Annotated in this window: 23 protein-coding genes and 6 pseudogenes; 15 read left to right on the top strand and 14 right to left on the bottom strand. The window is 53.4% G+C overall.

All coding sequences use genetic code 11. The features are described 5' to 3' along the window. Window positions 1–41 precede the first annotated feature (41 nt). The 3 genes and pseudogenes from BFV64_RS10560 to BFV64_RS25890 all read right to left on the bottom strand — a co-directional run. Window positions 42–1,324 (bottom strand): annotated as a pseudogene (locus BFV64_RS10560) (MFS transporter); the annotation flags it as partial. A gap of 112 nt (window positions 1,325–1,436) precedes the next feature. After that, window positions 1,437–1,853, bottom strand: a complete 417-nt coding sequence (locus BFV64_RS10555; RefSeq protein ID WP_069602049.1) for a HumD family translesion DNA polymerase — start codon at window positions 1,851–1,853, stop codon at window positions 1,437–1,439. Then, window positions 1,853–2,092, bottom strand: coding sequence for a hypothetical protein (locus tag BFV64_RS25890; RefSeq protein ID WP_069602048.1), 240 nt, complete (start codon window positions 2,090–2,092; stop codon window positions 1,853–1,855). The genes BFV64_RS10555 and BFV64_RS25890 overlap by 1 nt, the downstream gene beginning before the upstream one ends. A gap of 86 nt (window positions 2,093–2,178) precedes the next feature. On the opposite strand from BFV64_RS25890, the gene BFV64_RS10545 reads away from it, so the two are divergent. Beyond that, window positions 2,179–2,445, top strand: coding sequence for a DinI family protein (locus BFV64_RS10545; RefSeq protein WP_069602022.1), 267 nt, complete (start codon window positions 2,179–2,181; stop codon window positions 2,443–2,445). Between the two features lie 130 nt (window positions 2,446–2,575). Here BFV64_RS10545 and BFV64_RS25885 read toward each other — a convergent pair whose 3' ends face one another. From BFV64_RS25885 to BFV64_RS10530, 3 genes are read right to left on the bottom strand one after another with little or no spacing between them, the layout of a single operon-like run. Next, complete coding sequence (locus tag BFV64_RS25885; RefSeq protein WP_081330959.1) at window positions 2,576–3,214, bottom strand: tail fiber domain-containing protein; 639 nt, start codon at window positions 3,212–3,214, stop codon at window positions 2,576–2,578. A gap of 12 nt (window positions 3,215–3,226) precedes the next feature. After that, on the bottom strand, window positions 3,227–3,997 hold the full coding sequence (locus tag BFV64_RS10535; RefSeq protein WP_069602046.1) for a phage minor tail protein L: 771 nt from the start codon (window positions 3,995–3,997) through the stop codon (window positions 3,227–3,229). Then, the gene (locus BFV64_RS10530; RefSeq protein WP_137984535.1) at window positions 3,997–5,067 is read right to left on the bottom strand and encodes a D-galactonate dehydratase family protein; all 1,071 of its coding nucleotides are present in this window, start codon (window positions 5,065–5,067) and stop codon (window positions 3,997–3,999) included. The genes BFV64_RS10535 and BFV64_RS10530 overlap by 1 nt, the downstream gene beginning before the upstream one ends. 295 nt (window positions 5,068–5,362) lie before the next feature. On the opposite strand from BFV64_RS10530, the gene BFV64_RS10525 reads away from it, so the two are divergent. Continuing rightward, entirely contained in the window at window positions 5,363–5,701 is a 339-nt protein-coding gene (locus BFV64_RS10525) for a DUF1283 family protein (protein ID WP_008502414.1), read from the top strand. Next, window positions 5,701–6,261 carry a spermidine N1-acetyltransferase gene (gene speG, locus BFV64_RS10520; protein ID WP_014883673.1) on the top strand — a complete coding sequence of 187 codons (561 nt, stop codon included), beginning with the start codon at window positions 5,701–5,703 and terminating at the stop codon, window positions 6,259–6,261. The genes BFV64_RS10525 and speG overlap by 1 nt, the downstream gene beginning before the upstream one ends. 100 nt (window positions 6,262–6,361) lie before the next feature. Here speG and BFV64_RS10515 read toward each other — a convergent pair whose 3' ends face one another. Further along, a complete protein-coding gene (locus tag BFV64_RS10515) occupies window positions 6,362–7,072 on the bottom strand; it encodes a YnfC family lipoprotein (RefSeq protein WP_069602045.1) in 711 nt (236 codons plus the stop codon). Window positions 7,073–7,178: 106 nt separating this feature from the next. On the opposite strand from BFV64_RS10515, the gene BFV64_RS10510 reads away from it, so the two are divergent. From BFV64_RS10510 to BFV64_RS25880, 5 genes are all read left to right on the top strand, one after another. Then, window positions 7,179–7,472 (top strand): DUF1161 domain-containing protein, encoded by a 294-nt coding sequence (locus tag BFV64_RS10510; RefSeq protein ID WP_069602044.1) that lies wholly within the window; start codon window positions 7,179–7,181, stop codon window positions 7,470–7,472. Between the two features lie 131 nt (window positions 7,473–7,603). After that, window positions 7,604–10,042 (top strand): selenate/tellurate reductase subunit YnfE, encoded by a 2,439-nt coding sequence (gene ynfE / locus BFV64_RS10505; RefSeq protein ID WP_069602043.1) that lies wholly within the window; start codon window positions 7,604–7,606, stop codon window positions 10,040–10,042. 93 nt (window positions 10,043–10,135) lie between these two features. Beyond that, window positions 10,136–10,750, top strand: coding sequence for a Tat proofreading chaperone DmsD (gene dmsD, locus BFV64_RS10500; protein WP_014883669.1), 615 nt, complete (start codon window positions 10,136–10,138; stop codon window positions 10,748–10,750). A gap of 438 nt (window positions 10,751–11,188) precedes the next feature. Next, window positions 11,189–12,307, top strand: a complete 1,119-nt coding sequence (asd, locus tag BFV64_RS10495) for an aspartate-semialdehyde dehydrogenase (RefSeq protein ID WP_069602042.1) — start codon at window positions 11,189–11,191, stop codon at window positions 12,305–12,307. Window positions 12,308–12,456: 149 nt separating this feature from the next. Next, window positions 12,457–12,681 (top strand): hypothetical protein, encoded by a 225-nt coding sequence (locus BFV64_RS25880; protein WP_014883667.1) that lies wholly within the window; start codon window positions 12,457–12,459, stop codon window positions 12,679–12,681. A gap of 40 nt (window positions 12,682–12,721) precedes the next feature. On the opposite strand, the pseudogene BFV64_RS24220 reads toward BFV64_RS25880, so the two are convergent. Beyond that, window positions 12,722–12,952, bottom strand: a pseudogene (locus BFV64_RS24220) (MipA/OmpV family protein); the annotation flags it as partial. 56 nt (window positions 12,953–13,008) lie between these two features. Here BFV64_RS24220 and BFV64_RS25875 point away from each other — a divergent pair. Further along, window positions 13,009–13,221, top strand: a pseudogene (locus BFV64_RS25875) (sensor histidine kinase); the annotation flags it as partial. A 198-nt stretch (window positions 13,222–13,419) separates the two neighbouring features. Then, window positions 13,420–13,899, top strand: a complete 480-nt coding sequence (locus BFV64_RS10480; protein ID WP_023330297.1) for an efflux pump transcriptional repressor OqxR — start codon at window positions 13,420–13,422, stop codon at window positions 13,897–13,899. A gap of 66 nt (window positions 13,900–13,965) precedes the next feature. Here the strand turns inward: BFV64_RS10480 and oqxB are convergent, their stop codons facing one another. Both oqxB and BFV64_RS10470 read right to left on the bottom strand, forming a co-directional pair. Then, window positions 13,966–17,118 (bottom strand): multidrug efflux RND transporter permease subunit OqxB, encoded by a 3,153-nt coding sequence (gene oqxB, locus BFV64_RS10475; RefSeq protein ID WP_047028239.1) that lies wholly within the window; start codon window positions 17,116–17,118, stop codon window positions 13,966–13,968. Between the two features lie 24 nt (window positions 17,119–17,142). Further along, on the bottom strand, window positions 17,143–18,318 hold the full coding sequence (locus tag BFV64_RS10470) for a multidrug efflux RND transporter periplasmic adaptor subunit OqxA (protein ID WP_069602041.1): 1,176 nt from the start codon (window positions 18,316–18,318) through the stop codon (window positions 17,143–17,145). Window positions 18,319–18,654: 336 nt separating this feature from the next. Here BFV64_RS10470 and BFV64_RS10465 point away from each other — a divergent pair, with 336 nt between their 5' ends. Further along, window positions 18,655–19,008: a helix-turn-helix domain-containing protein gene (locus BFV64_RS10465; RefSeq protein WP_014883647.1), complete on the top strand. Its 354-nt coding sequence runs from the start codon at window positions 18,655–18,657 to the stop codon at window positions 19,006–19,008. 69 nt (window positions 19,009–19,077) lie between these two features. Further along, complete coding sequence (locus tag BFV64_RS10460) at window positions 19,078–19,392, top strand: YebG family protein (protein WP_045282048.1); 315 nt, start codon at window positions 19,078–19,080, stop codon at window positions 19,390–19,392. 11 nt (window positions 19,393–19,403) lie between these two features. Here BFV64_RS10460 and BFV64_RS24215 read toward each other — a convergent pair. The 4 genes and pseudogenes from BFV64_RS24215 to BFV64_RS10445 all read right to left on the bottom strand — a co-directional run. Then, window positions 19,404–19,568: pseudogene (locus tag BFV64_RS24215) on the bottom strand (CatA-like O-acetyltransferase); the annotation flags it as partial. A 14-nt stretch (window positions 19,569–19,582) separates the two neighbouring features. Further along, window positions 19,583–20,280, bottom strand: a protein-coding gene (locus BFV64_RS10455) for an IS1-like element IS1B family transposase (protein WP_235611130.1) whose coding sequence is annotated in 2 segments (ribosomal slippage) — window positions 19,583–20,031 and window positions 20,031–20,280 — 699 coding nt in all. Because the reading frame shifts where the segments join, the coding sequence is not laid out codon by codon here. Window positions 20,281–20,336: 56 nt separating this feature from the next. Next, a pseudogene (locus tag BFV64_RS10450) lies at window positions 20,337–20,855 on the bottom strand (CatA-like O-acetyltransferase); the annotation flags it as partial. A gap of 112 nt (window positions 20,856–20,967) precedes the next feature. Continuing rightward, the gene (locus tag BFV64_RS10445; RefSeq protein WP_032636721.1) at window positions 20,968–21,852 is read right to left on the bottom strand and encodes a LysR family transcriptional regulator; all 885 of its coding nucleotides are present in this window, start codon (window positions 21,850–21,852) and stop codon (window positions 20,968–20,970) included. A gap of 114 nt (window positions 21,853–21,966) precedes the next feature. On the opposite strand from BFV64_RS10445, the gene BFV64_RS10440 reads away from it, so the two are divergent. From BFV64_RS10440 to BFV64_RS10430, 3 genes and pseudogenes are all read left to right on the top strand, one after another. Next, window positions 21,967–23,094, top strand: coding sequence for an alpha/beta hydrolase (locus BFV64_RS10440; RefSeq protein ID WP_032645247.1), 1,128 nt, complete (start codon window positions 21,967–21,969; stop codon window positions 23,092–23,094). Between the two features lie 116 nt (window positions 23,095–23,210). Beyond that, a pseudogene (locus BFV64_RS10435) lies at window positions 23,211–24,337 on the top strand (MFS transporter). Window positions 24,338–24,512: 175 nt separating this feature from the next. Beyond that, complete coding sequence (locus BFV64_RS10430) at window positions 24,513–25,256, top strand: YoaK family protein (protein ID WP_069602040.1); 744 nt, start codon at window positions 24,513–24,515, stop codon at window positions 25,254–25,256. Window positions 25,257–25,520 lie beyond the last annotated feature (264 nt).

Here is a 25,520-nt window from a genome sequence, read left to right as displayed (position 1 = left end):
AAAGACAAAGTTGTGTGACAAGTCACGCAGGCTGTGTACCATTACCGCCGTGACGATACCGTGCCGTAGGCCACAGGCTCTTTTGGCGTGGCCTCCGCAGCATCTTCCGCTGCGCTCAAATCACGATCCCGCACTTCGGGCATCAGGCAGGCCGAGACCAGACCAATCACAGAGTAAGCCACCAGCATGGCCACAATCGGCCACCAGGAACCGGTCATGTTACAGAAGATCCCCGCCAGCACCGGACCAAACCCCACTGCCACCAGACCGCCCGCCTCTTTGGAGATAGCCATCCGGGTAAAGCGATTTCGCGAGCCAAACATCTCCGCCATGGTGATATTTTCCAGCGCAAACAGCCCCAGTACCGCGAAATTATGGATAACGATGATGGAGAGCATAATGGTTCCCGGCGCATAGCTTTTATCGACGATGATCGACAGCATCGGGTAGGCCAGAATAATGGCGGAAATATTAAGGATAATGTACGGCAGACGGCGTCCCACTTTATCGGACAGCCAGCCCAGCAGCGGGATAGAGATAAACCCAAGAATGGAGCTTATCATCAGCGCGTCGGTGGGAATGGCTTTATCGAACAGCAACGTCTGGACCAGATAACCGGCCAGAAACGTCTGAATCAGACCCGAGTTGCCCGCCTGACCGAAACGCAGACCGGTCGCCAGCCAGAAAGATTTACTTTTCACCATGGCACCTAACGATGTGTCCGGCTGCGCGGTTTGAGCATCGTTCACTTTCTCAAAGACCGGGCTTTCCTTGAGGTTCATACGCAGCCAGATGGCAAAGATCATCACCACGACGCTGGCGAGGAACGGCACGCGCCAGCCCCAGGCGAGCAGCTGTTCGCGGTCGAGGGCAAAGAACATAACGGCCCAGATAGCGGTCGCGCTCAGCGTCCCGCAGTTAGTCCCCATCGCCACCAGCGAGGAGATGATGCCACGTTTACCTTTCGGTGCGTACTCCGCCAGCATGGTCCCGGCCCCGGAGATCTCTGCCCCTGCCCGAGTCCCTGAATGATGCGCAGCGTCACCAGCAGTACGGGCGCGAAAATCCCGATCTGTGCATAGGTGGGCAGCACGCCAATCAGCGTGGTGCAGATCCCCATCATGGTGATGGTGATAAACAGTACCTTTTTACGGCCAATGCTGTCGCCCATGCGACCAAAAATAAAGGCGCCGACGATACGCGCGATATAGCCTGCACCGTAGGTTCCCATCGCCAGGATCAGTGCCATCGCAGCGGACTGTTCCGGGAAGAAGATTTCATGAAATACCAGGGCGGCCCCCAGCGAGTAGAGCTGGAAATCCATGATTTAAAGGTGCAAAAAATGAAAGCATGAGTATGTATAAAGTAAGCAGGTAAAAAGCAAAGTGTTAGCGCAAGACGAATCATCACCTTCTGTGTGTTTGAGTTGTTTTGCGCTAAATTTTTGCCCCATATATGCCCCATAACATCACCGGACAATCATCAAACTCACCCGAACGCGCGTCGTTGATGATATACGTGATCACCCCAAATACCGGACGCGAAGTGTCGGATACCTCATCCTTATCTGGCAACCTCTCCCGTTTACCGTTCTCCAGGTTTTCCAGGTGTGGCTGCGGGTGTGTGCGATACCGCTTAATCCTGAACTCACCTTCGTCAGTGCAAACCAGAAGTGAACCATCACAGGGGATTAGTGAGGCGTCGACAACGAGAAGCGCACCACTGAGGATGCCCTCCCGGTAGTGTGTCGCACCGGCTCGCATGAAATACGTTGCTGCCGGTCTTGTGATGATGCGCTTGTCGAGTGATATACGCTGTTCAACGTAATCCGTAGCCGGCGAAGGAAAGCCCATTAGAAAACCCTCCCCATGTTACGCAAGATCCAGTAGCGATTGTCGCTTCCGTCAGTCGTCTTATCTGCGAAGCCTGGCTGGTATCGCTCAATCCATGCGTTAGCGTCTGCCTGGATGAAATGCCAGTTCCTCTCACGCAAATTATTGATGAATTTATTTGTTTTTAGGCAAAGGTAGCCCTTTGGATTCTTTTCTATAGAGGCTAAAAAAGCTGCGTGAATATCATATTGGCGAGGCATAGCAGCACCCTCACTTGATTATTGACTGTATGCATATACAGTAGTATTTTTGTTTCACCAGATCAAGTCAGCAAGGATGGAGAGTGATGTTCGTTGAGTTGGTTTATGACAAGCGAAATGTTGAAGGGCTAGAAGGGGCCAGAGAAATCATACTGGCCGAGCTGACGAAGCGGGTGCATCAGATTTTCCCTGATGCCGAAGTGAAGGTGAAGCCGATGCAGGCAAACGGCCTGAATAGCGACGCCAGCAAAAGCGATCGGGAAAAACTGAACCGCATGCTGGAGGAGATGTTTGAAGATTCTGACATGTGGCTGACCTCTGAGTCTCCTGCTGTTCGCCAGGTTGGGCTTTAACTATCTATCGTGTAATATTCCCCGCGTTTGCTCGGGCATGAACACTGAGCAACCAGCCGCCGCCCGTTCTTTCTTAAGACGGGCGGCGGTTTTCTTAGCAAAGCGTTTCAATATGCTGTCTTCAGGTATATCAAGCTCCACCCTGTTTTAGCTCATCAACCTGTTTACTAAGTTCTTCTACCTTTGCGTTAAGTGCCTTAATGGCGGCCAGAGCATCCATAAGCAATGGGTTAATGTCAAGGGTCATTTTACCCACGCCCTCAGCAGAGTGAACATATTCCTTGTCGATTTGTTCGATCTGCTGAGCAATTACGCCCCGGCGCTCTGTCTGCTCATCATCATCAAGATAGTAGAATCGCTTAAACTCCATTTGACAGATGTTTTCAAGAGAATCAACAACATCGAGATCGCCGTTGACGTGTTTAAAATTAATATCTGATGTTCCAACAGACTGCATCTGTGTCCATGGAATGGTGGACGAAGGAGTATTCATAGCAGCACTACCCAGGTTCCGGACAAAAAGATTGCCGGATGCTCCTGTAAATATTTGCTGTCGGCGAGTTGGGTCATACCCGCATACAATTCCAGATCCTGCTTGCGGCGCCCAGGAAGTACCAGAGCCGTCAATACCATAAAACCCTGATTCGGTACTTCCTAAAACGTTAACACCTGGAGTTCCGAAACCAAAGTATCCAACTCCTAAGACATTACCAGTATTGGGGCCAACATCTTTGGTGGCGGCACTAGCCGCCATAATGGTTTTGTTCATTGAGATGTCCGGTTATCGCGTGAAAAGTACTGTGGCCGGGAAACCGCCGAAATCTAGGATGGCCGCGTCAGGGTCTGCCAGGCCAGCGCCAAATCGTTTACGGCAGTCACTGAGGCAACCACCACACACATCAAGGGCAGGATCTGATACCTGATTCCCTTTAGCGTCGAAATACGCAGTGCCGTTATAGGTGCATCCATCGCCGCTCCGGTACTGCCCGCGTAGCGCCCATTCGCAGAGCGAGGTGATTTGTCTGGTTGGGATAACAAGCCCCTGCAAGTCTGCGGGGCTACTGAGTGACCATGAAACCACTTCGTCGTCTTCGGAGGTTTTCGTGTCAAGCCAGAAGGTCTGAAGCGTGAACATCGACGGGTCTGCGGTCGGGTTCATTCCACCAGGGTAATTCACGGCATCGAGGTAAACCGAATAGGTGACGATAATGCTCACTTTGGCATTAACCATGTCTTTAAATTGCAGGCATAGCGCCGTGATATGACCGTCGAGGTTGGAAACGCTGAGTGTCGGCTCTGCGGCCTGGTCTGTTGAAAGCTCCAGGCCTGCTACCTGAAACGGCCAAAAATCGTAGGTATTCCCACCGAATACGATTGGCTTTGGTCCGAGCTTTTCTTCATCACCATTGGCAGCGTCGATCTCTTCCGGCGTATGGGGGAAAGGTGCGTAGTGGAAACGGTGAATACCACCACTGAACTCTGAGGCGTCAACTTCAACCAGGCGTACTCTGCCACCCGGTGCCAGCATCGCCGCCTGATCGACTAATGCCATTATGCATACACTCCGTAAGCCCGTTTGATGGTGAACGTCAGCTCAGCAAACTTGCTGCTGATCTGATTTTTCCGTACGGAATCGGCGACTACCCGATAAAGCCCCTTCGCTTCGCCGGGCGGCGTGATGATAAAAGCTTTAACGGTATGAGCTAGGAGGAAATCACGAATACTGTTCACCTCCGCTTCGGTGCCGGTATGCTTCATTGGCACCTGAATAGCAGTAGAGTTAATGCCATTATCAGCAAGCTGCTTGCAGTCCCAGATGCTGTTAAACACCTCGCCCACCGCAATGGGCGTGACGGTGTGCTGGCGAATAAGACGGAAGCAGGCCTGGTTTTCGGCAGGCGTGGGATCTTCCATCCAGAACATGCGGAAGTCTTCGATGCTCTTACCGAAGCGCGCCGCCTCAATGGGCGTCAGACGGTGGTGCATATCGTGCAGGAGGTGTTCATTGAAGCCAAATTTACTGCGCACCGCGTCGAACAGTTTGGGTGTGAAATCGAGGTATTTCTCGGTCGACCAGAGCTGCTCTTCCGGCCAGTCGCCTTTGGTGGCAGGCTCGTAGGCCAGCCCTTTTCCTTTCGACATGCCGTAGGTGGTTTTCATACCCGGCACACCGCACTGCACGCGGATCGCCTTGAAGCCCATCTCTTTATGACGCGCGTAATCTTCCAGCACGTCGTCAATGGTGTGACCGGTCGTGTGGCAGTAGACCATCACGCCTTCACGGGAGGCGCCGCCCAGCAGCTGGTAGAGCGGCATATTGGCCGCTTTGGCTTTGATGTCCCAGAGCGCCATATCAACGGCGGAGATGGCCGACATGGTGACCGGTCCGCGACGCCAGTAGGCGCCTTTATAGAAGAATTGCCAGATATCTTCGATACGGTGCGCGTCGCGGCCAATTAACTGCGGGCAAAGGTGATCCTTCAGGTACGAAGCGACGGAGAGCTCGCGTCCGTTCAGCGTAGCGTCACCGAGGCCGACAATCCCGTCATCGGTGGTGATTTTAAGGGTGACAAAGTTCCGCCCCGGGCAGGTAACAAACACGTCAGCCGCGACAATCTTCATAATTCCTTTCCTTACATCGTTCGTTGTGATGTCGGAAATTTACTTAATTGCAATACTACCATACAAGTATAATGATCATAAAATCAGCTGGCGATCACAAAACCGGACACCTTACACCGCCCTTATAAACCCTTTTTTGTACCTTTTTCACTTCAGGTGAGGATTTATTTAAACATCAGACCCGATGATGGCGTTAACTTTCCATACCTGCGCTGCGGGTATGCCGTCTTTTCTCTTTGGTGTAGAATCTGTAAGGGGTTACTTGATTATCTGCACCCATTTAAAAGGAAACGCTATGACAACATTAAGCAAACGCCTTTGTCTGACAGCCCTGCTGGCGCTGTCATCGTTCGCTTTTGCCGCCTCTGCGACAGCCGAAACCAGCAAACTCATTATTGAGTCTGGTGACAGCGCGCAAAGCCGCCAGAACGCCGCCATGGACAAAGAACAATGGAATGACACCCGTAGCCTTCGTCAGAAGGTCAACAAACGTGCTGAAAAAGAGTGGGATAAAGAAGATGTCGCTTTTGACGCACGCGATAAGTGTCAGCAAAGTGCAAACGTCAATGCCTACTGGGAGCCTAACACCCTGCGCTGCCTGGACCGCCGCACTGGCCGTACGGTAGCCCCATAATGTCGGCTTCGTGTGACGTTAAGCTCCGTCCGCTGGAGCGTGAAGACCTGCGCTTTGTCCATCAGCTCGACAACAACGCCAGCGTGATGCGCTACTGGTTCGAAGAGCCTTACGAGGCCTTTGTCGAGCTGTCGGATCTGTACGACAAACACATTCACGATCAGAGCGAACGTCGTTTTGTGGTGGAGTGTGGCGGCGAAAAAGCCGGGCTGGTGGAGCTGGTTGAAATCAACCACGTTCACCGTCGGGCAGAGTTCCAGATCATCATTTCGCCTGAGCACCAGGGGAAAGGCCTGGCCTCACGCGCGGCGAAGCTGGCGATGGATTACGGATTCAACGTTCTGAATCTCTACAAGCTGTACCTGATTGTGGACAAAGAGAACGAGAAAGCGATCCATATCTACCGCAAGCTGGGCTTTATGGTGGAAGGCGAGCTGATTCACGAGTTCTTTATCAACGGTGAATACCGCAATACCATCCGCATGTGCATCTTCCAGCATCAGCACCTGGCCGGGCATAAACCCTCAGGCGCCAGCCTGCTGAAACCAACCGCGCAGTGAGTTTGATGATACCCCCTGTCATCAACAATTGCGCCGTCTTTCTTGCCGGGTGGCGCTGCGCTTACCCGGCCTACATTGTGCAATAATATCAATACATTGCTCAGTAGTATTCAATCGTGTTTTTGATGGTGTACTTGCGCTCAACGGCGGGCTTGACGCTGTCATCGGTGATGATCAGATCGCAGCTCACCGGATTGTTGTGTCGATCGTAGTCGCAGCTCTGCTTCACGTTACCCAGCGGCTTGTCGTTTAACAAACTCACTGCCGAGTAATCCATCCTTTTGCGTACGTCTTTAGACGGTGTCGACTGGACAGACAGATGCTGATCCCCGGAGACGGTAGTTTTGCCCAACGGGTAACCATCGGCATCGTAGCGGTACTTCACTTCCATCTCTTTGCCGTGCGCCGCCACCACGAAACCGTTATCGTCGGTATCCCACGTCACCCCGGCTGACGGCAGTTCGGCCAGCTGGCATTTCCCCTGCAGCTTCACTTTGCGCTGCTGGGTTTCGGCATCAACGTAGTAATTCGCATCCAGCACCAGCGCCACGCCGGTGTTGGCCTCCAGGTCGTGCAGTTCCAGCGTATCGAAACACCCTTCTGTCGACACGGTGCCCGTCACCCGTTTAGACACTTCGCCCTTCTCGTTGAACAGCGTCTGGGTAAAGTCTTTAACCGGGCCGCGCAGGGGGTCAAAATCAAATTCGTTCGAGAAACTCGCCATCTCCGGCGTAAACGACAGTGGTGCGGAGTTGTTGTCACACCCCACGAGAGTGGCTGCCAGGAGCGTTAGCGCTGCATATTTCTTCACATTGATTACCGTACAGAGAGATTATTCCCAATCATATTAGCAAATACAGTTGTTTACACGAAGCCTGCTAAAATTAATGTCTACACACAGAGAAAAGGAGCGACAGATGAAACGGTTACCCTGGATTACCGCCCTGCTGTTAATGAGTGCTTCAACGGCCGCCCTGGCGGCACCCGATTCCTGCGAACGCGTGAAAAGCGATATTCAGCAGAAGATCATCAACAACGGCGTGCCGGAGTCAGGATTCACGCTGAACATTGTGCCGAACGATCAGGCCGATCAGCCGGACGCACAGGTGGTAGGCCATTGTGCCAACGACACCTTTAAAATTCTGTACACCCGCACATGGAGCGGAGCGGCGTCCGCCAGTCAGGATAATGCGCCAACTGAACCGCAGTAATTTACCCTCAATCCCCTTTGATTTGATAAGGATTAATATTTACTACCCCTAAATCAGTAACACTCACCCCACCATTAGCCCGGTTATCATTTCGGGAAAAATAATACGCAATTACATTGGTGGGGTGAGCCATGTCCGATATCGAACATCACGGCGGGATTAGCCGTCGAACACTCGTGAAATCTACGGCGATAGGATCGCTGGCGTTCGCCGCCGGTAGCGTCTCATTGCCTTTTGGCGTGAAACGCGTTGCCGCCGCAGTGCAAAGCGCCACGAAACCTGCTGACGATAAAGTCGTCTGGGGCGCCTGCTCGGTTAACTGTGGCAGCCGCTGCGCATTGCGTCTGCACGTCCGCGACGATGAGGTGTACTGGGTCGAAACGGATAACACCGGCGAGGATATCTACGGCAATCACCAGGTTCGCGCCTGCCTGCGCGGACGTTCTATTCGCCGTCGCATCAACCACCCTGACCGTCTGAACTACCCGATGAAGCGCGTGGGCAAACGCGGTGAAGGCAAGTTCGAGCGTATCAGCTGGGATGAAGCGCTCAACACCATCACCGCCAGCCTGAAAGACGTGGTCGCCAGATATGGCAATGAAGCGGTGTACATCAACTACTCCTCCGGGATTGTCGGCGGCAATATCACCCGCTCCTCCCCTTACGCGTCGCTGGTGGCGCGCCTGATGAACTGCTACGGCGGTTTCCTGAGCCACTACGGCACCTACAGCACGGCGCAAATCGCCTGCGCAATGCCTTACACCTACGGCAGCAATGACGGTAACAGCACCTCGGATATCGAAAACACCAAACTGGTGGTGATGTTCGGCAACAACCCGGCGGAAACGCGCATGAGCGGGGGCGGGATTACCTATTATCTTGAGCAGGCTCGCGAGCGGTCCAACGCGCGTATGATTGTCATCGATCCGCGCTATACCGACACGGCAGCCGGACGTGAAGATGAATGGATCCCGATTCGTCCAGGGACCGATGCCGCGCTGGTGGCCGGTCTGGCATGGGTAATGATTAACGAAAATCTGGTCGACCAGTCTTTCCTCGACAAGTACTGCGTCGGCTACGACGAAAAAACGCTGCCGGAAGGCGCGCCGGCTAACGCGCACTACAAAGCGTATATTCTCGGCCAGGGCGATGACGGAACGGCGAAAACCCCGGAGTGGGCCTCGCGCATTACGGGCATACCGGCCAATCGCATCGTTAAGCTTGCCCGGGAAATCGGTTCTGCGAAGCCAGCCTATATCTGCCAGGGCTGGGGTCCACAGCGTCAGGCGAACGGCGAATTGACGTCCCGCGCCATCGCGATGCTGCCGATCCTGACCGGCAACGTAGGGATCAACGGCGGTAACAGCGGCGCGCGTGAGTCGACGTACACCATCACCATCGAACGGATGCCGCTGCCGGAAAACCCGGTCAAAACGCAGATCTCCTGCTTTAGCTGGACGGACGCCATCGCCCGCGGACCGGAAATGACTGCCCTGCGCGACGGGGTGCGCGGTAAAGATAAGCTGGATGTGCCGATTAAGTTCATCTGGAACTACGCGGGTAATACCATCATCAACCAGCACTCCGATATCAATAAAACCCACGATATCCTGCAGGATGAGAGCAAGTGCGAAATGATTGTCGTCATCGATAATTTCATGACGTCGTCAGCGAAGTATGCCGATATCGTGTTGCCGGATTTAATGACCGTCGAGCAGGAAGATATTATTCCTAACGATTACGCCGGGAACATGGGTTACCTGATTTTTCTCCAGCCCGTCACCGCACCGAAGTTTGAACGCAAGCCCATCTACTGGATCATGAGTGAAGTGGCGAAACGTCCTGGGCCGGATATCCATCAGAAATTCACCGAAGGACGGACGCAAGCGCAATGGCTGCAGTATCTGTATGCCAAAATGCTCGAAAAAGACCCTCAACTGCCGTCCTATGATGAGCTGAAGAAAATGGGCATTTATAAGCGCAAAGATCCGAACGGACACTTTGTGGCGTATAAAAAGTTCCGCGAAAACCCGGAAGCCAATCCGCTGAAAACGCCATCGGGTAAGATTGAAATTTACTCGAGTAAGCTGGCTGAAATTGCAGCGACCTGGGAACTGGCAAAAGACGAAACCATCAGCCCTCTTCCCGTCTATGCCTCAACATTTGACGGTTGGGATGCCCCCGCGCGCGCGCAGTATCCTCTGCAGCTGTTTGGCTTCCATTTCAAAGCCCGTACCCACTCTAGCTACGGTAACGTTGACGTGCTGAAAGCGGCCTGCCGCCAGGAGGTCTGGCTTAATCCTCTCGATGCCGAAAAACGCGGCATTAAGAACGGCGATACGGTGCGCGTGTTTAACGATCGCGGTGAGGTGAGAATTGAAGCGAAAGTCACGCCTCGCATCATGCCCGGCGTGAGTGCCATGGGCCAGGGCGCCTGGCATGACGCCAATATGGATGGCGATCGTATCGACCACGGCTCCTGCATCAACACACTGACGACCCATCGCCCGTCTCCGCTGGCCAAGGGCAACCCGCAGCACACCAACCTGGTACAGATTGAGAAGGTATAAGGGGTGAAACGGATGGCCGTGGTTTATTCTATGGTGTGTATTACTGATTAACACAGTCGCGCGGGCGTGCCCCGCGCAAGCAAGGAAGGTTTAATGAAAGACGTCTTACAGCGTGAATCGTTCGCGTTCAGCGCCCGGGTGCTGGGCGCGCTGTTTTATTTCGCTCCTGACAGCGAGCAGACTGCGCCCCTGGTACAGGCTCTTATCGCTGGCGAATGGGTTCAGGACTGGCCCCTGTCTCCGGAAACGCTGCAGCCCGTTGCCGATACCTTTGCCACGTCTTCCGATGAGCCGCTGACGGACGCCTGGCAACGGTTGTTTATTGGCCCTTATGCCCTGCCCGCGCCGCCGTGGGGTTCCGTATGGCTGGATCGCGAATCCGTGCTGTTTGGTGACTCAACCCTTGCGCTGCGCCAGTGGATGCGTGAAAACGGCATCGCTTTTGAGATGCAGCAGAACGAACCGGAAGATCATTTCGGTACCCTGCTGCTGCTGGCGGCGTGGCTGATTGAGAATGGCCGCGATTCGGAGTGCGACCAGCTCCTGGCGTGGCACCTGCTGCCCTGGAGTACCCGCTTCCTGTCGGTATTTGTCGACAATGCGGGTCATCCGTTTTACACCGCGCTGGGCAGGCTTGCGCAGCTGACGCTGGCGGACTGGCGATCCGCGCTGGTTATCCCTGTTGCGGAAAAGACGCTGTATCGCTAAGGGATGTGATGAGATGTTGAGATTGTCCGCTTGCGGTCTTGCTTGTGCCGGAAGCGGATTTTTTAAAAAAAGATAACAGATAAACCTCTTCATCCAGGCAGGCGAATTCCTCATTTTTATTTCCTCAACCTTAACCATTCAGAGCCCTTCTTAGCCCTTAATGAAAGCGACGTAATATGTGTGGCTGTATGTCCGCAATTGCTCTAAATGCTTAACGTTCATTACTTATGTATGACGCGCCAGCCCATGATTATTTATTTAATACCAGGTGATTGCGAATTTTTTGTCTGGTTTAGCTATAAAAATCACTGATGCCGTATGAAACATTTTAATAATGATTAAATCTGATGCCATACGTAATGACCTTCAACTTTAGATGCGATATAACGTCCCCCGAACACAAGTTAACAATATCATAACATCACAAAGGTTAAGCAAATGAAGCAGGTTGGCATCGTCGGTTGGCGAGGAATGGTAGGTTCTGTTTTGTTACAGCGAATGGTCGAAGAGAACGACTTCGACGGTATTTCTGTGCATTTTTACAGTACTTCAAGTGCAGGTGCCGCCGGTCCTGTCATTGGTGGCGTCGGCTATATGCTAAAAGATGCTAATTCAATCAATGCCCTGTCCGAAATGGATATCATTATAACCTGTCAGGGCGGTGATTATACTAAAGCAATATATCCTGATTTGATTGATCATGGCTGGAAAGGCTACTGGATTGATGCGGCCTCAGCGTTACGGATGGATGAGAAAGCCTGTATTATTCTCGACCCCGTCAATCGTTCTAATATTGATCGTGCAATCAAAGAAGGAATTAAACTTTTTGTTGGTGGCAACTGCTCCATCACCCTGAGTCTTATGGGGCTTGCTGGACTGATAAAGGCTGACTTAATCGAATGGATGAGCGTAATGACGTATCAGTCTGCATCAGGTGCAGGGGCTAAATATGTTAGAGAATTAATCGCTCAAAGCGCATATATCAGCCAGCATTTATCCTCAGATGAACTCATGTCATCAGGATCGGTGCTTCCTTTAGTCAATAAAGTCAGTGAGCTTATTAACAGTGCTGACATGCCCATCCAGAATTTCGGCATACCTCTTATGGGCAGCATCATTCCATGGATTGATAGCGATTTAGGCGATGGGAATAGCCGCGAAGAGTGGAAAGGTGAGGCAGAAACGAACAAGATTCTTGGGCTTTCTCCAGGTACAATCCCGGTAAACGGTTTGTGTATTCGTGTCGGCGTGATCCGGTGCCATAGTGCTGCCATCACCCTGAAGCTCAAGCGTGAAGTCAGCGAAAAAGAATTCGCAAGCTTAGTAACGCATTCCCACCCCTGGGTTAACTACGTACCCAATAACAAGGATGAAAGTGTCAGTCGATTGACCCCAGCTTACATCAGCGGTTCGCTGCAGGTTGGCGTTGGCCGTTACAAAAAAATGTCCCTGAATAATGACCCTATTTACTCGGTTCTGACGGTGGGCGATCAGCTATTATGGGGGGCGGCAGAACCGTTGCGCCGGATGTTGAATATTTTGCTTGGCAAAATATAAGTCGAATTTTACGAGTAAAACATCTCGTGACGGAATCACTGCAAATCCACCAGAGCGAAAACGAATATTACCCCTACATTTAGTGGTTGCTATGTGAAGGTAGTTCATCCATCCTGCTTGTAACCGCGGGCAGGACGGAGTCACATTTTGTGGGTAATCCAATCCTTGAGAAAACCATCGTCATCTTTCTTCTCATCTTGTGGATAATCAGTGCATTCAGGGCCAGGAAAAGAAAATGTTCTGACCCCGCTATTGAAGCAGCTGATGCCAGAGAACGCCATGAATGGCGCTATTTCAGATGGGGGTTCCGGACGATACAAGTGGCAGCGACAATATATATCTTTGTTCAGCTGTTTCAGGTATTAATGAGATAAGATACGTCACTTTCAAACTCCCCGTGGGCGACGTTTTTCGTTACACAATCGGGTTATCGCCTGCCTCTCCCGTCAACTGCGTTACGCCCGCTGCGGCAAGCACGCTCCAGCGGGCGGTGAGCTTGTGGTTCCAGTCAAGATCCATCGACCAGGCGTAAATCCCTGCGCCGGCGTCATGTCGGGCAAACCCCGATGCCGCCGACTGGGCATCGCTCACGCCGTAATACGTTTGCATATACTTGCTGGAGCCCCAACTGCCGGTCAGCGCCAGCGCTCCGCATTTTACGCACACCTGACGATCTCTCCCCCTTAAAAGCCGTACCGCAGCATAGTGAGGCGCGCATTGACGCCGCGACGGAGTCCGTGCCGCTAACGTCGCTCATACCGGAGCGAATGGCCGAGCTGGAACCGTTAGCCTCAGCGCGCAGAATTGAACTGGAATTCTTCGCCGAGAAGAACATCCGGATTAGCGGCGTCAGGCAAAGTTTGATATCGCTGATAGACAATCTCATTGAAAATGCCGTGAAGTACAGCCCTGAGTGCGTCCGCAGAAGGTGGCCTCCAGGTGACGGTTGCCTTCCCGAACCGCACGTTTAGCTAAACCAGAACAGGGTGTTTGATCGCAAATGCCGCAGATTGCTTCAAAAAAATTACCCTATTTGTTATATTGTTGTTTATTGCTTATTCACCTCTGCGGTGCCAAAAAGAACAAGATTCACCGCGACCCAGGACAGAGAAATGTTAGATTACCGCTTCCCGACAGCTTTGCAGATGGTCCTCAGCGTAGCGATGGCGGAGCAATTAGGTAAACGTTCGACGAGTGGCGTTCTGGCCTACGGCCTGGAAGCCAACCCGAGCTTTATCCGCAAATTGATGGTTCCCCTTACGCGTGACGGGATTATCGTCTCCACGCTTGGCCGTAACGGCTCCATTCATCTTGGGCGCCCACCGGAAGAGATCACCCTGCGTGACATCTACCTTTCGGTCACTGAAGATAAAAAGCTGTGGGCGTCGCGTCCTGACGTACCGGCTCGCTGTGTGGTCAGCGCTAACGCCTGCTGGTACTTTAAATCGGTATCCGAAGAAGCTGAGCAGGCTTCGCTGGCGGTATTAGCCCGACACACCGTGGCAAGCGCGCTGGAAGAGGTCAAAAAAGCCGATAGCAGCGGCTGCGATCCGGTACCTGAGCTTATGGCCCAGTATAAAGAAACGTTTTAACGATTGATCTGATGTGAAAAAAAAGCGCCTTACTGTGAAGGCGCTTTTTTGTTTTCTGCAACATCCCTATGCAGGCAGAACGTCCCTTTCCTCTTTACCGCGCGTAACGAATTTACGCAGCGTCACGTAAAACACCGGCGTCAGGAACAGACCAAACAACGTGACGCCCAGCATCCCGGAGAAGACCGTAATCCCGGTGACACCGCGCACTTCTGCGCCCGCGCCGTGGCCAAGGATCAGCGGAATGGTTCCGGCGATGAAGGCAATGGAGGTCATCACAATCGGGCGTAAACGCAGGCGGCAGGCCTCCAGCGCGGCTTCCATGATACCTTTGCCCTGAATTTCCAGCTCGCGGGCAAACTCCACGATAAGAATCGCGTTTTTACACGCCAGCCCCATCAGTACCACCAGCCCTACCTGCACGAACACATTGTTATCACCACCGGTCAGCCAGACGCCAAACAGCGCGGACAACATTGTCATCGGCACGATAAGGATCACCGCCAGCGGCAGCGTCCAGCTTTCATACAGTGCCGCCAGCACCAGGAAGGCCAGCAGCACCGCGACCGGGAAGACGATCAGCGCCGTATTACCTTGTGTCGCCTGCTGGAAGCTCAGATCCGTCCATTCAATATTCATTCCGTTCGGCAATATCTGCTTAGACATACCTTCCAGCTGCGTCATCGCCTGGGCGGAGGAGAGTACGCGCGGGTCGGCATCGCCAATCAGGTCAGCCGCCGGGTAGCCATTGTAGCGGATCACCGGATCCGGCCCGTAGGTAGTGCTGATCTTAACCATACTGCCAATCGGCACCATTTCACCCTGGTTATTACGGGTACGTAAGTTCGCAATATCCTCCACGCTCTCGCGGTACGGTCCGTCGGCCTGCGCCATTACACGCCAGGTACGCCCGAACTGGTTGAAGTCATTCACATAAGACGAGCCCAGATAGGTTTGCAGCGTACCGAACAGATCGGTCAGCGACACGCCCTGCGCTTTCGCCTTGTCACGGTCAACCTGCACGTCCAGCTGTGGAACGTTGGCCTGGTAGGTCGAGATCGGGAAATGCATCCCCGGCGTCTGCATAATCGCACCGGACATGGTATTCACCGCGTTCTGCAATGCGCCATAGCCAAGACCGGCACGATCCTGAATGTACAGGGAATAACCCGACCCCTGCCCCAGCCCCAAAATCGGCGGCGGCAGAATGGAGAAGCCAAAGCCCTGCTGGATTTGCGCAATTTTCGCGTTGATTTCAGCGTTAATTTCCGCAGCACTGTGTTTACGCTGGTCGAACGGCTTCAGGCCAAAGAAGACCGTTCCGGTGTTCGGCGTATTGGTGAACTGCAGCGCATTCAGACCCGGGAAAGCAACCGCATAGTCCACGCCTTCGGTATTCATCCCGATTTCGCTCATTTTGCGGATCACCGCATCAGTACGCGCCAGCGACGAGCCTTCGGGCATTTTCACGCCACCAATCAGGTACAGCTTATCCTGTGTCGGAATAAAGCCACCGGGAACCGCTTTAAACATGACGCCTGCGGCACACAGCAGCAGCAGATACACCACAAACACCGCGCCACGTCGGCCGAGCGTTTTACCCACCAGCCCCTGATAGCCAGTCGAGCTACGATGGAAAAAGCGGTTAAACGGTCGGAAAATCCAGCCGAACAGACGATCGATAAGCCGGGTCGGGAAATCTTTCGGTGCGCCGTGCGGTTTTAACAGCAGAGCAGCCAGCGCTGGTGAGAGCGTCAGCGAGTTGATAGCGGAGATCACCGTCGAAATGGCAATCGTTACCGCAAACTGTTTGTAGAACTGGCCGGTGACGCCAGAAAGGAACGCCATCGGCACAAACACCGCGCACAATACCAGCGCAATCGCGATAATCGGCCCGGACACTTCACGCATCGCCTGATGCGCCGCCGCAAGCGGAGCAAGCCCCTCTTCGATATTTCGCTCGACGTTTTCCACCACCACGATGGCATCATCCACCACGATACCGATAGCCAATACCAGCCCGAACAAACTCAGGGTATTAAGCGAAAAGCCCAGCAGGTAGAGAACGCTGAACGTCCCCACGACCGAAACCGGCACCGCGATCAGCGGAATGATCGACGCACGCCAGGTTTGGAGGAAGAGGATCACTACCAGTACGACCAGCACTACCGCTTCCAGCAGCGTTTGCACCACCGCACGGATGGAATCGCGCACGAATACCGTCGGATCGTAAGGTGCCGCCCACTTCATATCTTCCGGGAAACGGGTGGACAGTTCCGCCATTTTAGCGCGCACCGCGTTAGACAGATCGATGGCGTTTGCGCCAGGAGACTGGAAGATACCGATCCCGACCGCGTCTTTATTGTTAAGCTGCGAACGCAACGCATAGCTGCCCGATCCCATTTCAATACGCGCCACGTCGCGCAGGCGTACCAGCGACCCGTCCTGAGACGTTTTGAGAATGATATTGCCAAACTCTTCTTCGGTATGCAGACGCCCCTGGGCGTTAATGGAGATCAGGAAATCGCTCTCCTTCGGCAGCGGCTCGGCGCCCAGCTGCCCGGCCGATACCTGCACGTTTTGCTCCTGCATCGCCGTGACGACATCCGAGGCGGTCAGCCCGCGCGCCGCTACTTTATTGGGATCCAGCCAGACGCGCATCGCGTATTCGCCTGAGCCAAAAATCTGGATCTGGCCGACACCGGGCAGACGCGCCAGTTCGTCCTTCACTTTCAGCGTGGCGTAGTTGCGCATATACAGAGAGTCGTATTTACCGCCAGGCGAAAACAGATGCACCACCAGGGTCAGCGTAGGAGACTGTTTCTGCGTCGTGATGCCCAGACGGCGCACATCCTCCGGCAGACGCGCCTCGGCCTGCGCCACGCGGTTTTGTACCTGAACCTGCGCCTGATCCGGGTCGGTTCCCGGACGGAAAGTGACGGTCGTCACCAGCACGCCATCAGAACCCGCGACGGATTTCATGTACATCATGTTCTCAACGCCGTTAATCGCCTCTTCCAGCGGCGTCGCCACGGTCTCAGCAATCACTTTCGGGTTGGCGCCCGGGTACTCCGCGCGCACCTGCACGCTTGGCGGTACGACATCAGGGTATTCGCTCACCGGCAACAGCGGGATGGCGATTAATCCTGTGATAAAAATCAGAATCGACAGGACGGCAGCGAAAATCGGCCTGTCGATAAAAAAGCGGGAAAAGTCCATGGGTAGGATTCTCAGGTCAGATGATCAGTTGAGGGCGGTGCTGGCGGTCATGGCGACGGTTTTCGCGTTAACCGGCATACCCGGCATAAACACTTTTTGTAAACCATCGACGATGACTTTATCGCCGGGTTTCAGCCCCTGCTGCACGATGCGTAAGCCGTCCGCCAGGCGCCCTGGCGTAATATCGCGTCGCTGTGCTTTGCCCTCTTTATCCACGATATAAACATATTTGCGATCCTGATCGGTCAGCACCGCTTTGTCGTCAATAAGCGTGGCCTGGAATTCAGCGCTGCCCGGCAGGCGAACGCGAGCGAAAAGGCCCGGCGTGAACTGACGCTGCGCGTTATCCAGCAGCGCGCGCATACGGATCGTACCGGTACTCGGCGCCAGCTGATTATCCAGGAAATCCACTTTGCCCTGATGGGGATACCCTTCCTCACCCGCCAGGCCAATTTCAACCGGTAGTGCAGTGTGATTGCTGGACGCCCCCTGCCCTCTGCGGGCGAGGTTTTGATAGTGGAGGTAGGTTGACTCATCCACGTCAAAGTAGACGTACACCGTCTTCTGCGAGACCAGCGTTGTCAGCACGCTGGCGCTGTCGCCCGCCGTGACCAGATTACCGCTGGTGATCAACGCGCGGCTGGCGCGGCCATCAATCGGTGCCGTTACTTTCGTGAAATCGAGGTTAAGCTGAGCGGCGTCTACCGCAGCCTGCGCGGCGCGAATATCGGCCTGCGCCTGAATGGCGGCCGCACGGCGCTGCTCCCACTCTTCACGGGATACCAGGTTGGTATTGATGAGTTTATCGGTACGGTTAGCCTCGCTTCGTGCCAGGCTGGCCTGCGTTTTGGCTCTCTCCAGCGTCGCCTGCGCCTGCTCCAGCGCGGCACGATAGGTTCTGTCATCAATCGTGAACAGCACCTCACCCTTTTTCACCTCCTGGCCGTCGGTGAAATTCACTTTGTCGATATAGCCAGAGACGCGGGGGCGAAGCTGAACGCTCTCCACGGCTTCGATCCGGCCGTTAAAGCTATCCCACTGACTAATGGATTTCACAACCACATCAGCAGCATTGACGGCGGGCGCAGGGGGTGCAGCATTTTGCGCGACGCTGTTATCACATCCGACAAGCAACAGGGAGAGCAATATCGCTCCCAGCGCATGCAGAGGTTCGTTTCCCCAGGTTTTTTGCAGGCTCATTATTTTTATTCCGGTAATTGTAGCCGCCGGGCAAGACGCGGCAGGAGGCACCGCGCCACTTCCTTTGTCCGGGCTGGCTTAAGGCCATTTGTTTCGTTCATCGCCACAAAACTGTAACAGTTGCGAATACACTATTCGCGGCGATTGTAGGAAGGCGCTTAACTAAGTGCAAGAATAATTGTTGCACTTTATGTGCTATTCGATCGGATGTTAAAAAGGCCCGTTTCAGGTAAGGATTTAAATGCAACAATAAAACTTGCAATTACTGCAAAAACGCGCCACCTTTAAATGCAACAGATAATGTTACCATTTAACAGGCTGCGTGGAGGTAACCCGATGAACACGGGCGCATTTATGCATGATTTACTCGACTGGATCGACAACAACCTTGATAGCCGTCTGGATATTGAGTCCGTCGCCAGGCGCTCCGGCTATTCGAAATGGCACCTTCAGCGACTGTTTAAAGAACATACAGGCTACCCTCTCGCCGGATACATTCGCGCGCAAAAGCTGCAAAAATCCGTTGAGCGCTTAACCCACAGCGACGAACCGATTCTGAACGTGGCGATCGCGTTGGGTTTTGACTCTCAGCAATCCTTCAACCGCAGTTTTAAACGGCAATATGGCCAGGCTCCAGGCGCATGGCGGCGCAGTGTGGCCTGCCGTGAAACCCAGCAGGCGCACACGTAACGCACATTTTGCTGCAACTTTTTCCGGCCTCTGTTATACTGTACATAAATACAGTATGAGAGGTGCGTGATGGCTGTTGAAACAAAATATGTTGTCGTAAGAAAAGGTGAAGAGAAAATGACATTTGCCAGTAAGAAAGAGGCTGACGCTCACGACAAACTGCTTGATTTGGCAGAGGCGTTTACCGACTGGCTTTTGCAAAGCGGAATGCAGATGGATGAAACGCAGGCTGAAGATCTTGGCCTGTATCTCGCCGAGCAGAAAGATGCCGTGCAGCATATTTTGCGAACCAGTAAGCTCCCGGCTCTTGATACCCCTGCTGACGATAAAACCGAGTCAGGTGCAGCTGACAGTAAAAAAATCAGGGCGGTTAAAGCGGCCTGATGGCCACATCATCATTCCTGTTGCCCGGTCTGCTGTGGTAACGCATCGCAGACCTCTTGTAACTCATTAAAAAACCTTGCCACATGGAAACCATCGCAGACAGAATGATGTACCTGAACGGCGAGAGGTAATAATACCCTGCCCTCTTGCTCGTAATATTTTCCAAGCGTAAACAGGTAATGACTCCAACTTATTGATAATGTTTTATGTTCAGATAATGCCCGATGACTTTGTCATGCAGCTCCACCGATTTTGAGAACGACAGCGACTTCCGTCCCAGCCGTGCCAGGTGCTGCCTCAGATTCAGGTTATGCCGCTCAATTCGCTGCGTATATCGCTTGCTGATTACGTGCAGCTTTCCCTTCAGGCGGGATTCATACAGCGGCCAGCCATCCGTCATCCATATCACCACGTCAAAGGGTGACAGCAGGCTCATAAGACGCCCCAGCGTCGCCATAGTGCGTTCACCGAATACGTGCGCAACAACCGTCTTCCGGAGCCTGTCATACGCGTAAAACAGCCAGCGCTGGCGCGATTTATCCCCGACGTATCCCCACTGTTCGTCCATTTCCGCGCAGACGATGACGTCACTGCCCGGCTGTATGCGCGAGGTTACCGACTGCGGCCTGAGTTTTTTAAATGGCGGAAAATCGTGTTGAGGCCAACGCCCATAATGCGGGCGGTTGCCCGGCATCCAACGCCATTCATGGCCATATCAATGATTTTCTGGTGCGTACCGGGTTGAGAAGCGGTGTAAGTGAACTGCAGTTGCCATGTTTTACGGCAGTGAGAGCAGAGATAGCGCTGATGTCCGGCAGTGCTTTTGCCGTTACGCACCACCCCGTCAGTAGCTGAACAGGAGGGACAGCTGATAGAAACAGAAGCCACTGGAGCACCTCAAAAACACCATCATACACTAAATCAGTAAGTTGGCAGCATCACCGCGTAAACATAGGGGCAAAAAAGTTTTTCATATTAGCCACGCTAACGCTGAAGCTCGTAAAACTTACCCACGGAATGCCGGATATAAAAAAGATATTTTCCCTGGATTCTTCTTTTGGCCAATACGCAAGTTTATCGCCATAGCGAGCCATGTCTTCAGAATAGGTTTTCTGAAAGTGCTGTATATCGCCATCGTAATGACTCCATAATGATGAAAAGGTCTCTGTTTCATTATGGAAAATCGTATAATTTGGATGAATTTCATTCCATATGACAAGCTCATTGTCCTTCATGGCCATACGGAATTCTGGGTGACGGTTAACGATTTTAGCAACGAGAAAAATAATCGTCGGATAAAACTTCCAGCCAACGTTTTTAATATGGCTTAGCAGCACGGTAATATCGACCAACACAGTCTGGTTAAACGTCGATTGAGCAAACCCCTGAAATACCTCAAAATGCTCCTTTCTTGCCCAACGGGATAAATCAACAGCCGTATATTCCGGGATTATTTTTTCCATTTTTAAGCCTTTGTTGAGCAAGCAGATCTTGACGTTAGCCTAAGTTTTTTTCCTGACTTAAGCAAGCAGGGGCCTGCAGTTCACATGTCGAAGAAAAACACGTTCACAGAAATTACATTTTCAGCGTATCAATAACGGCCCTCAAAGCCGGCGATACGTTGCGGTGCGGATAATAAAGATAGAGCCCGTCCATGCGCAGGCTATAGCGCTGCAATACCCGGATAAGCGTTCCTTTTTCAAGATCATCAGCCACCAGCTCAAGCGGAACATAAGCCAGCCCAAGCCCAAGACGGGCGGCTTGGGCTTCCATATAGCTGTCTGACAATGCCCACTGCCCCTCTGGCCGATGGGTGATTTTTTTCCCGTCCTCGACCAGTTCCCACTGATAATCACTTCCATCAGCAAACTGATAGGCAATACAGGGATGCGCCACTAAATCAGCTGGCGTCTGGGGAAAGCCATAACGCCTGAAGTGCCCCGGTGCAGCCACTACGGCCATTTCCATATCGGGCGTGATGCGCACCGCAATCATTCCCTGACTGACCTCAGCTCCCAGCCTGACACCCGCATCAAACCGCTCGGTGATGATGTCGACGAAGCGGCTTTCATTTATGAGTTCCAGCCTGATATCCGGGTAACGCTGTTTAAAAATGGCGAGCTTTGGCAGCAGGCATTTGTCGATGGCGTGCTGACTGGCGTTAATGCGCACCGTGCCGGACGGTGTCTGACGATAATGTGCGAGGGTCGCCAGACCCGAATCAAGTGCATCGAACGCGGATTCGGCTGTCTGATAGAGCTGCTCTCCGGCGTGGGTTAACGACAGCTTACGCGTGGTGCGCACGAGAAGCTGGACGCCCAACCGCTCCTCCAGCTCGCGCACCGAGCGGCTCACCCCAGATTGCGCCAGCCCAAGCCGCTGCGCAGCCGCGGTGAAACTTCCCTCCCGCACCACCTGCATAAACAGGTACAGCTCATTGTAGTTTTCTCGCTTCGCCATTACGCCCCGCAATTCATAACAATTTGATATTAATTCTAGCAGATTATGGCCTCTAATCAGCACTATTCCTGCTAACTATAATGGCCGCAACACAACACCGCAGGGTATCGATACATGAAAACATTCACCCAAAAACTGTCTGTTGCGATGCTGCTATGCGCATCATTAAGTGGAGTGACAACCATGAGTTATGCAGAAGCCACCAATCCTAACGCCCCCGTCTCGATGGTCACAACCTGGGACAAAACCTTTGCCAAAAGTGACCGGGTTGACCACCGTAAGGTCTCCTTCCAGAACCGTTACGGTATTACCCTGGTAGGCGATCTCTATCTTCCTAAAAACCGTGGCGACCGTAAGCTGGCAGCGATTGCCGTCAGCGGGCCATTTGGCGCGGTCAAAGAACAGTCCAGCGGCCTCTACGCGCAGACCCTGGCGGAAAAAGGGTTTGTAACCCTGGCGTTCGACCCTTCCTGGACGGGCGAAAGTGGCGGTCAGCCGCGCAACGTCGCGTCACCGGACGTCAACACCGAAGACTTTAGCGCCGCGGTTGATTTCCTGGGCGTGCAGAAAGAGGTCGACCGTAAGCGCATTGGCATCCTTGGGATCTGCGGCTGGGGCGGTATGGCGCTGAATGCGGCATCCATGGATACGCGCATCAAAGCTGTCGCCACCAGCGTAATGTATGACATGAGCCGGGCGATGGGTCACGGCGTAGGCGACGGCAAAGATCGTTATTCTTCGGCAGATCGCCATGCTGTGCTGCAGTACCTGAATGAACAGCGCTGGAAGGATGCCGGGAACGGCACCTTTGCACAGGGCGGCCATGACATTTATGTTGACGAGAACGGCAAAGTGACCGCGTCAGAACGTATTCTGCCAGAAGCCTTGCCCGCCAACCCGAATCCGGTGCTGAAAGAGTTTTATGACTACTACCGCATGCCGCGTGGCTTCCACGCGCGTTCCGTCAACTCAACCGGCGCATGGACGGCAACTATGCCGCTCTCGTTCATGAACATGCCGCTGCTGAGCTATGCCGGAGAGATCGCTATCCCGACGCTTATCGTGACCGGCGAAAAGGCGCACTCCCGTTATTTCGCCGAAGATGCGTTTAACGCGGTCGGCAGCAAGCAGAAAGAACTGGTGATTGTCCCGGGCGCCAACCATGTCGATCTCTACGACAATGCTGCCGGGAAGATCCCATTCGCTCAGTTTGAACAATTCTTTAAAAACAGCCTGAAATAAACCTCCCTGCTGCCCGTTTCGACGGGCGGCTCTCTTCGCGAAATCAGACGATGTCCACATTAAACCACACCACTTCACAGCATGAGGAACATGCGTACTGGGGAGGCATTTTTGCCATGACCCTTTGCGTATTCGTCCTGATTGCCTCGGAATTTATGCCCGTGAGCCTGCCACCCCGCTTGCCGCAGATTTAGGCGTGACGGAGGGGCTTGCAGGCCAGGGCATTGCTATCTCCGGCGCGCTGGCGGTACTGACCAGCCTCTTCCTCTCCCGGCTTGCCGGGAATATGAATCGTAAACACCTTCTGCTGGGCATGACGATACTGATGGCGCTCTCGGGGCTCATTATTGCCTTCGCCCAGAACTATCAGACGTATATGACCGGTCGCGCGCTGATCGGTATCGCCATCGGCGGGTTCTGGTCCATGTCGGCGGCAACGGCTATTCGCCTGGTTCCCCATCATCAGGTCACGCGCGCGCTGGCTATTTTCAACGGTGGTAACGCGCTGGCAACGGTCGTGGCCGCCCCGCTAGGCAGCTACCTGGGTGCAACCATTGGCTGGCGCGGTGCCTTCCTTTGTCTGGTGCCCGTGACAATCGCGGCATTCCTGTGGCAGTACGTTAGCCTGCCAAATATGAGCGGGCGTAAAAACGGTGCGTCAGGTGAAGGCGTCTTTCGGCTATTTCGCCAGCCTGTCGTATCCGTCGGTCTGATAGCCTGCAGCCTGTTCTTTATGGGACAGTTTGCGCTGTTTACCTATGTGCGCCCATTTCTCGAGACCGTCACGCACGTCAGCGCCTCCGGGCTATCGCTGATTTTGCTCGCCATCGGCATTGCCGGATTTATTGGCACCCTTCTCGTTTCTCTGGTATTGAACGCGGCGTTTTACCTGACGTTAATAGCGATTCCACTGCTGATGGCCACCATCGCTGGCGCGTTGATTTTGACCGGGCATAACGTGTGGATTGTTGCCCTGCTGTCAGGCTTGTGGGGAATGCTGGCGACGGCAGCACCGACGGGCTGGTGGACGTGGGTCGCCCGAACGCTTCCGGAGGATGCCGAAGCGGGCGGAGGGTTAATGGTCGCGGTGATCCAACTCGCCATTGCACTGGGTTCAACGGCGGGCGGTATGGTGTTTGATCGCCTCGGCTGGCAGAGCACGTTTGCCCTGAGCGGCATAGTGCTGCTTTGTGCGGCTGCGTTGACGTTTATGCTTTCACGCCTCCGCGAAAGCGCCTCATGAAAATAACGGCGTAGCGTGAGGTTTCAGTTTGGAATACTTTTCGTAAGGATATTTTATTTAATTACTAAACCCTCAACGTCGCCAGAGGGAATAATAATTAAGCAATATCCTGGACAGCCCGTCGACACGCTTTGCTAGCCTGATTATTCAGGCAAAGCTCACCCCGGAGGTATTCTTGCTGATTAAACTCAAGAAAGAACGAACGCACCAGGAGGATCGCCGGCTTGCTCTCTGGCTGGCGACCTCAGCAGGTTTACTCAACGCCATCGCCCTTGGGGCCTTTGGCTTTTTCCCCTCTCATATGACCGGCAACACCTCACAATTATCCAGCGAAGTCTCCTCCACCGATCTGAGCGATATCATTTTCTTTGGCTCGATTATTCTCTCCTTTGTGGCGGGTGCAATCCTTGCGCGTCTTATCGTGATATGGGGCATTATCCATAACGTCAGGCTGGTTTTTTGCCAAATCCTTTTTGTCGAAGGGATATTATTAACCGACGTATCTCTCTACGAGATGTATTTCCATGCGCTCACCAGCAACCGCGAGATTATTATTTTCCTGTGCTGTCTGATGGGCATTCATAATTCAACCTCCACACAGCTTTCCGGCGGACGGGTGAGATCGACGCACATTACCGGCACGCTGACGGACGCGGGAATTTCCCTGGCCTCCGTCACGGTTGCCATGCTTCGCAGGGATTACTCCAAAGATACCGCGGCACAAAAAAGTCAGTTGAAAACCCACTTAACCACCCTTTTCTCGTTCATTACCTGGGGTATCGCCGGGTTACTGCTCTTCAGATGGGTTGGCTTCAACGCCATGCTGGCGCTCGGGTTGATGCTCTCCGTTGTCGCGACCGTATCGATTATCAGTATCTCAGTGCGTGTTCGCCGTGTACGCCCCCTACTCAGCAGATAAAGCTCTCAGGCAGGGTGACAGGAACATCGTGATACGTGACCCTGTCACTTTATGGGCTGCGCTTTAGGACTATTCTGCCTGCGCCATATTCAGCCCTTACGCCATAAGGCCTGACTTAAGGTTGTCACGCTTTTCATAGGGTTACTGATTTTCCCCCTTCGCTGGAACCCTTCCCAAACGCTTGCTATAGGTCAATTACCCCTGCCGAAACATGGCATAACAACAGGCAACCGGTGGTTGCTATAACGCATGCGCACAGGGAGA

The sequence above is a fragment of the Enterobacter kobei genome (assembly GCF_001729765.1).
In the GTDB taxonomy this organism is placed as follows: Bacteria; Pseudomonadota; Gammaproteobacteria; order Enterobacterales; family Enterobacteriaceae; genus Enterobacter; species Enterobacter kobei.
The sequence above is the reverse complement of the archived record's forward strand: the minus strand, read 5'-3'. Positions and strand labels throughout refer to the sequence as shown.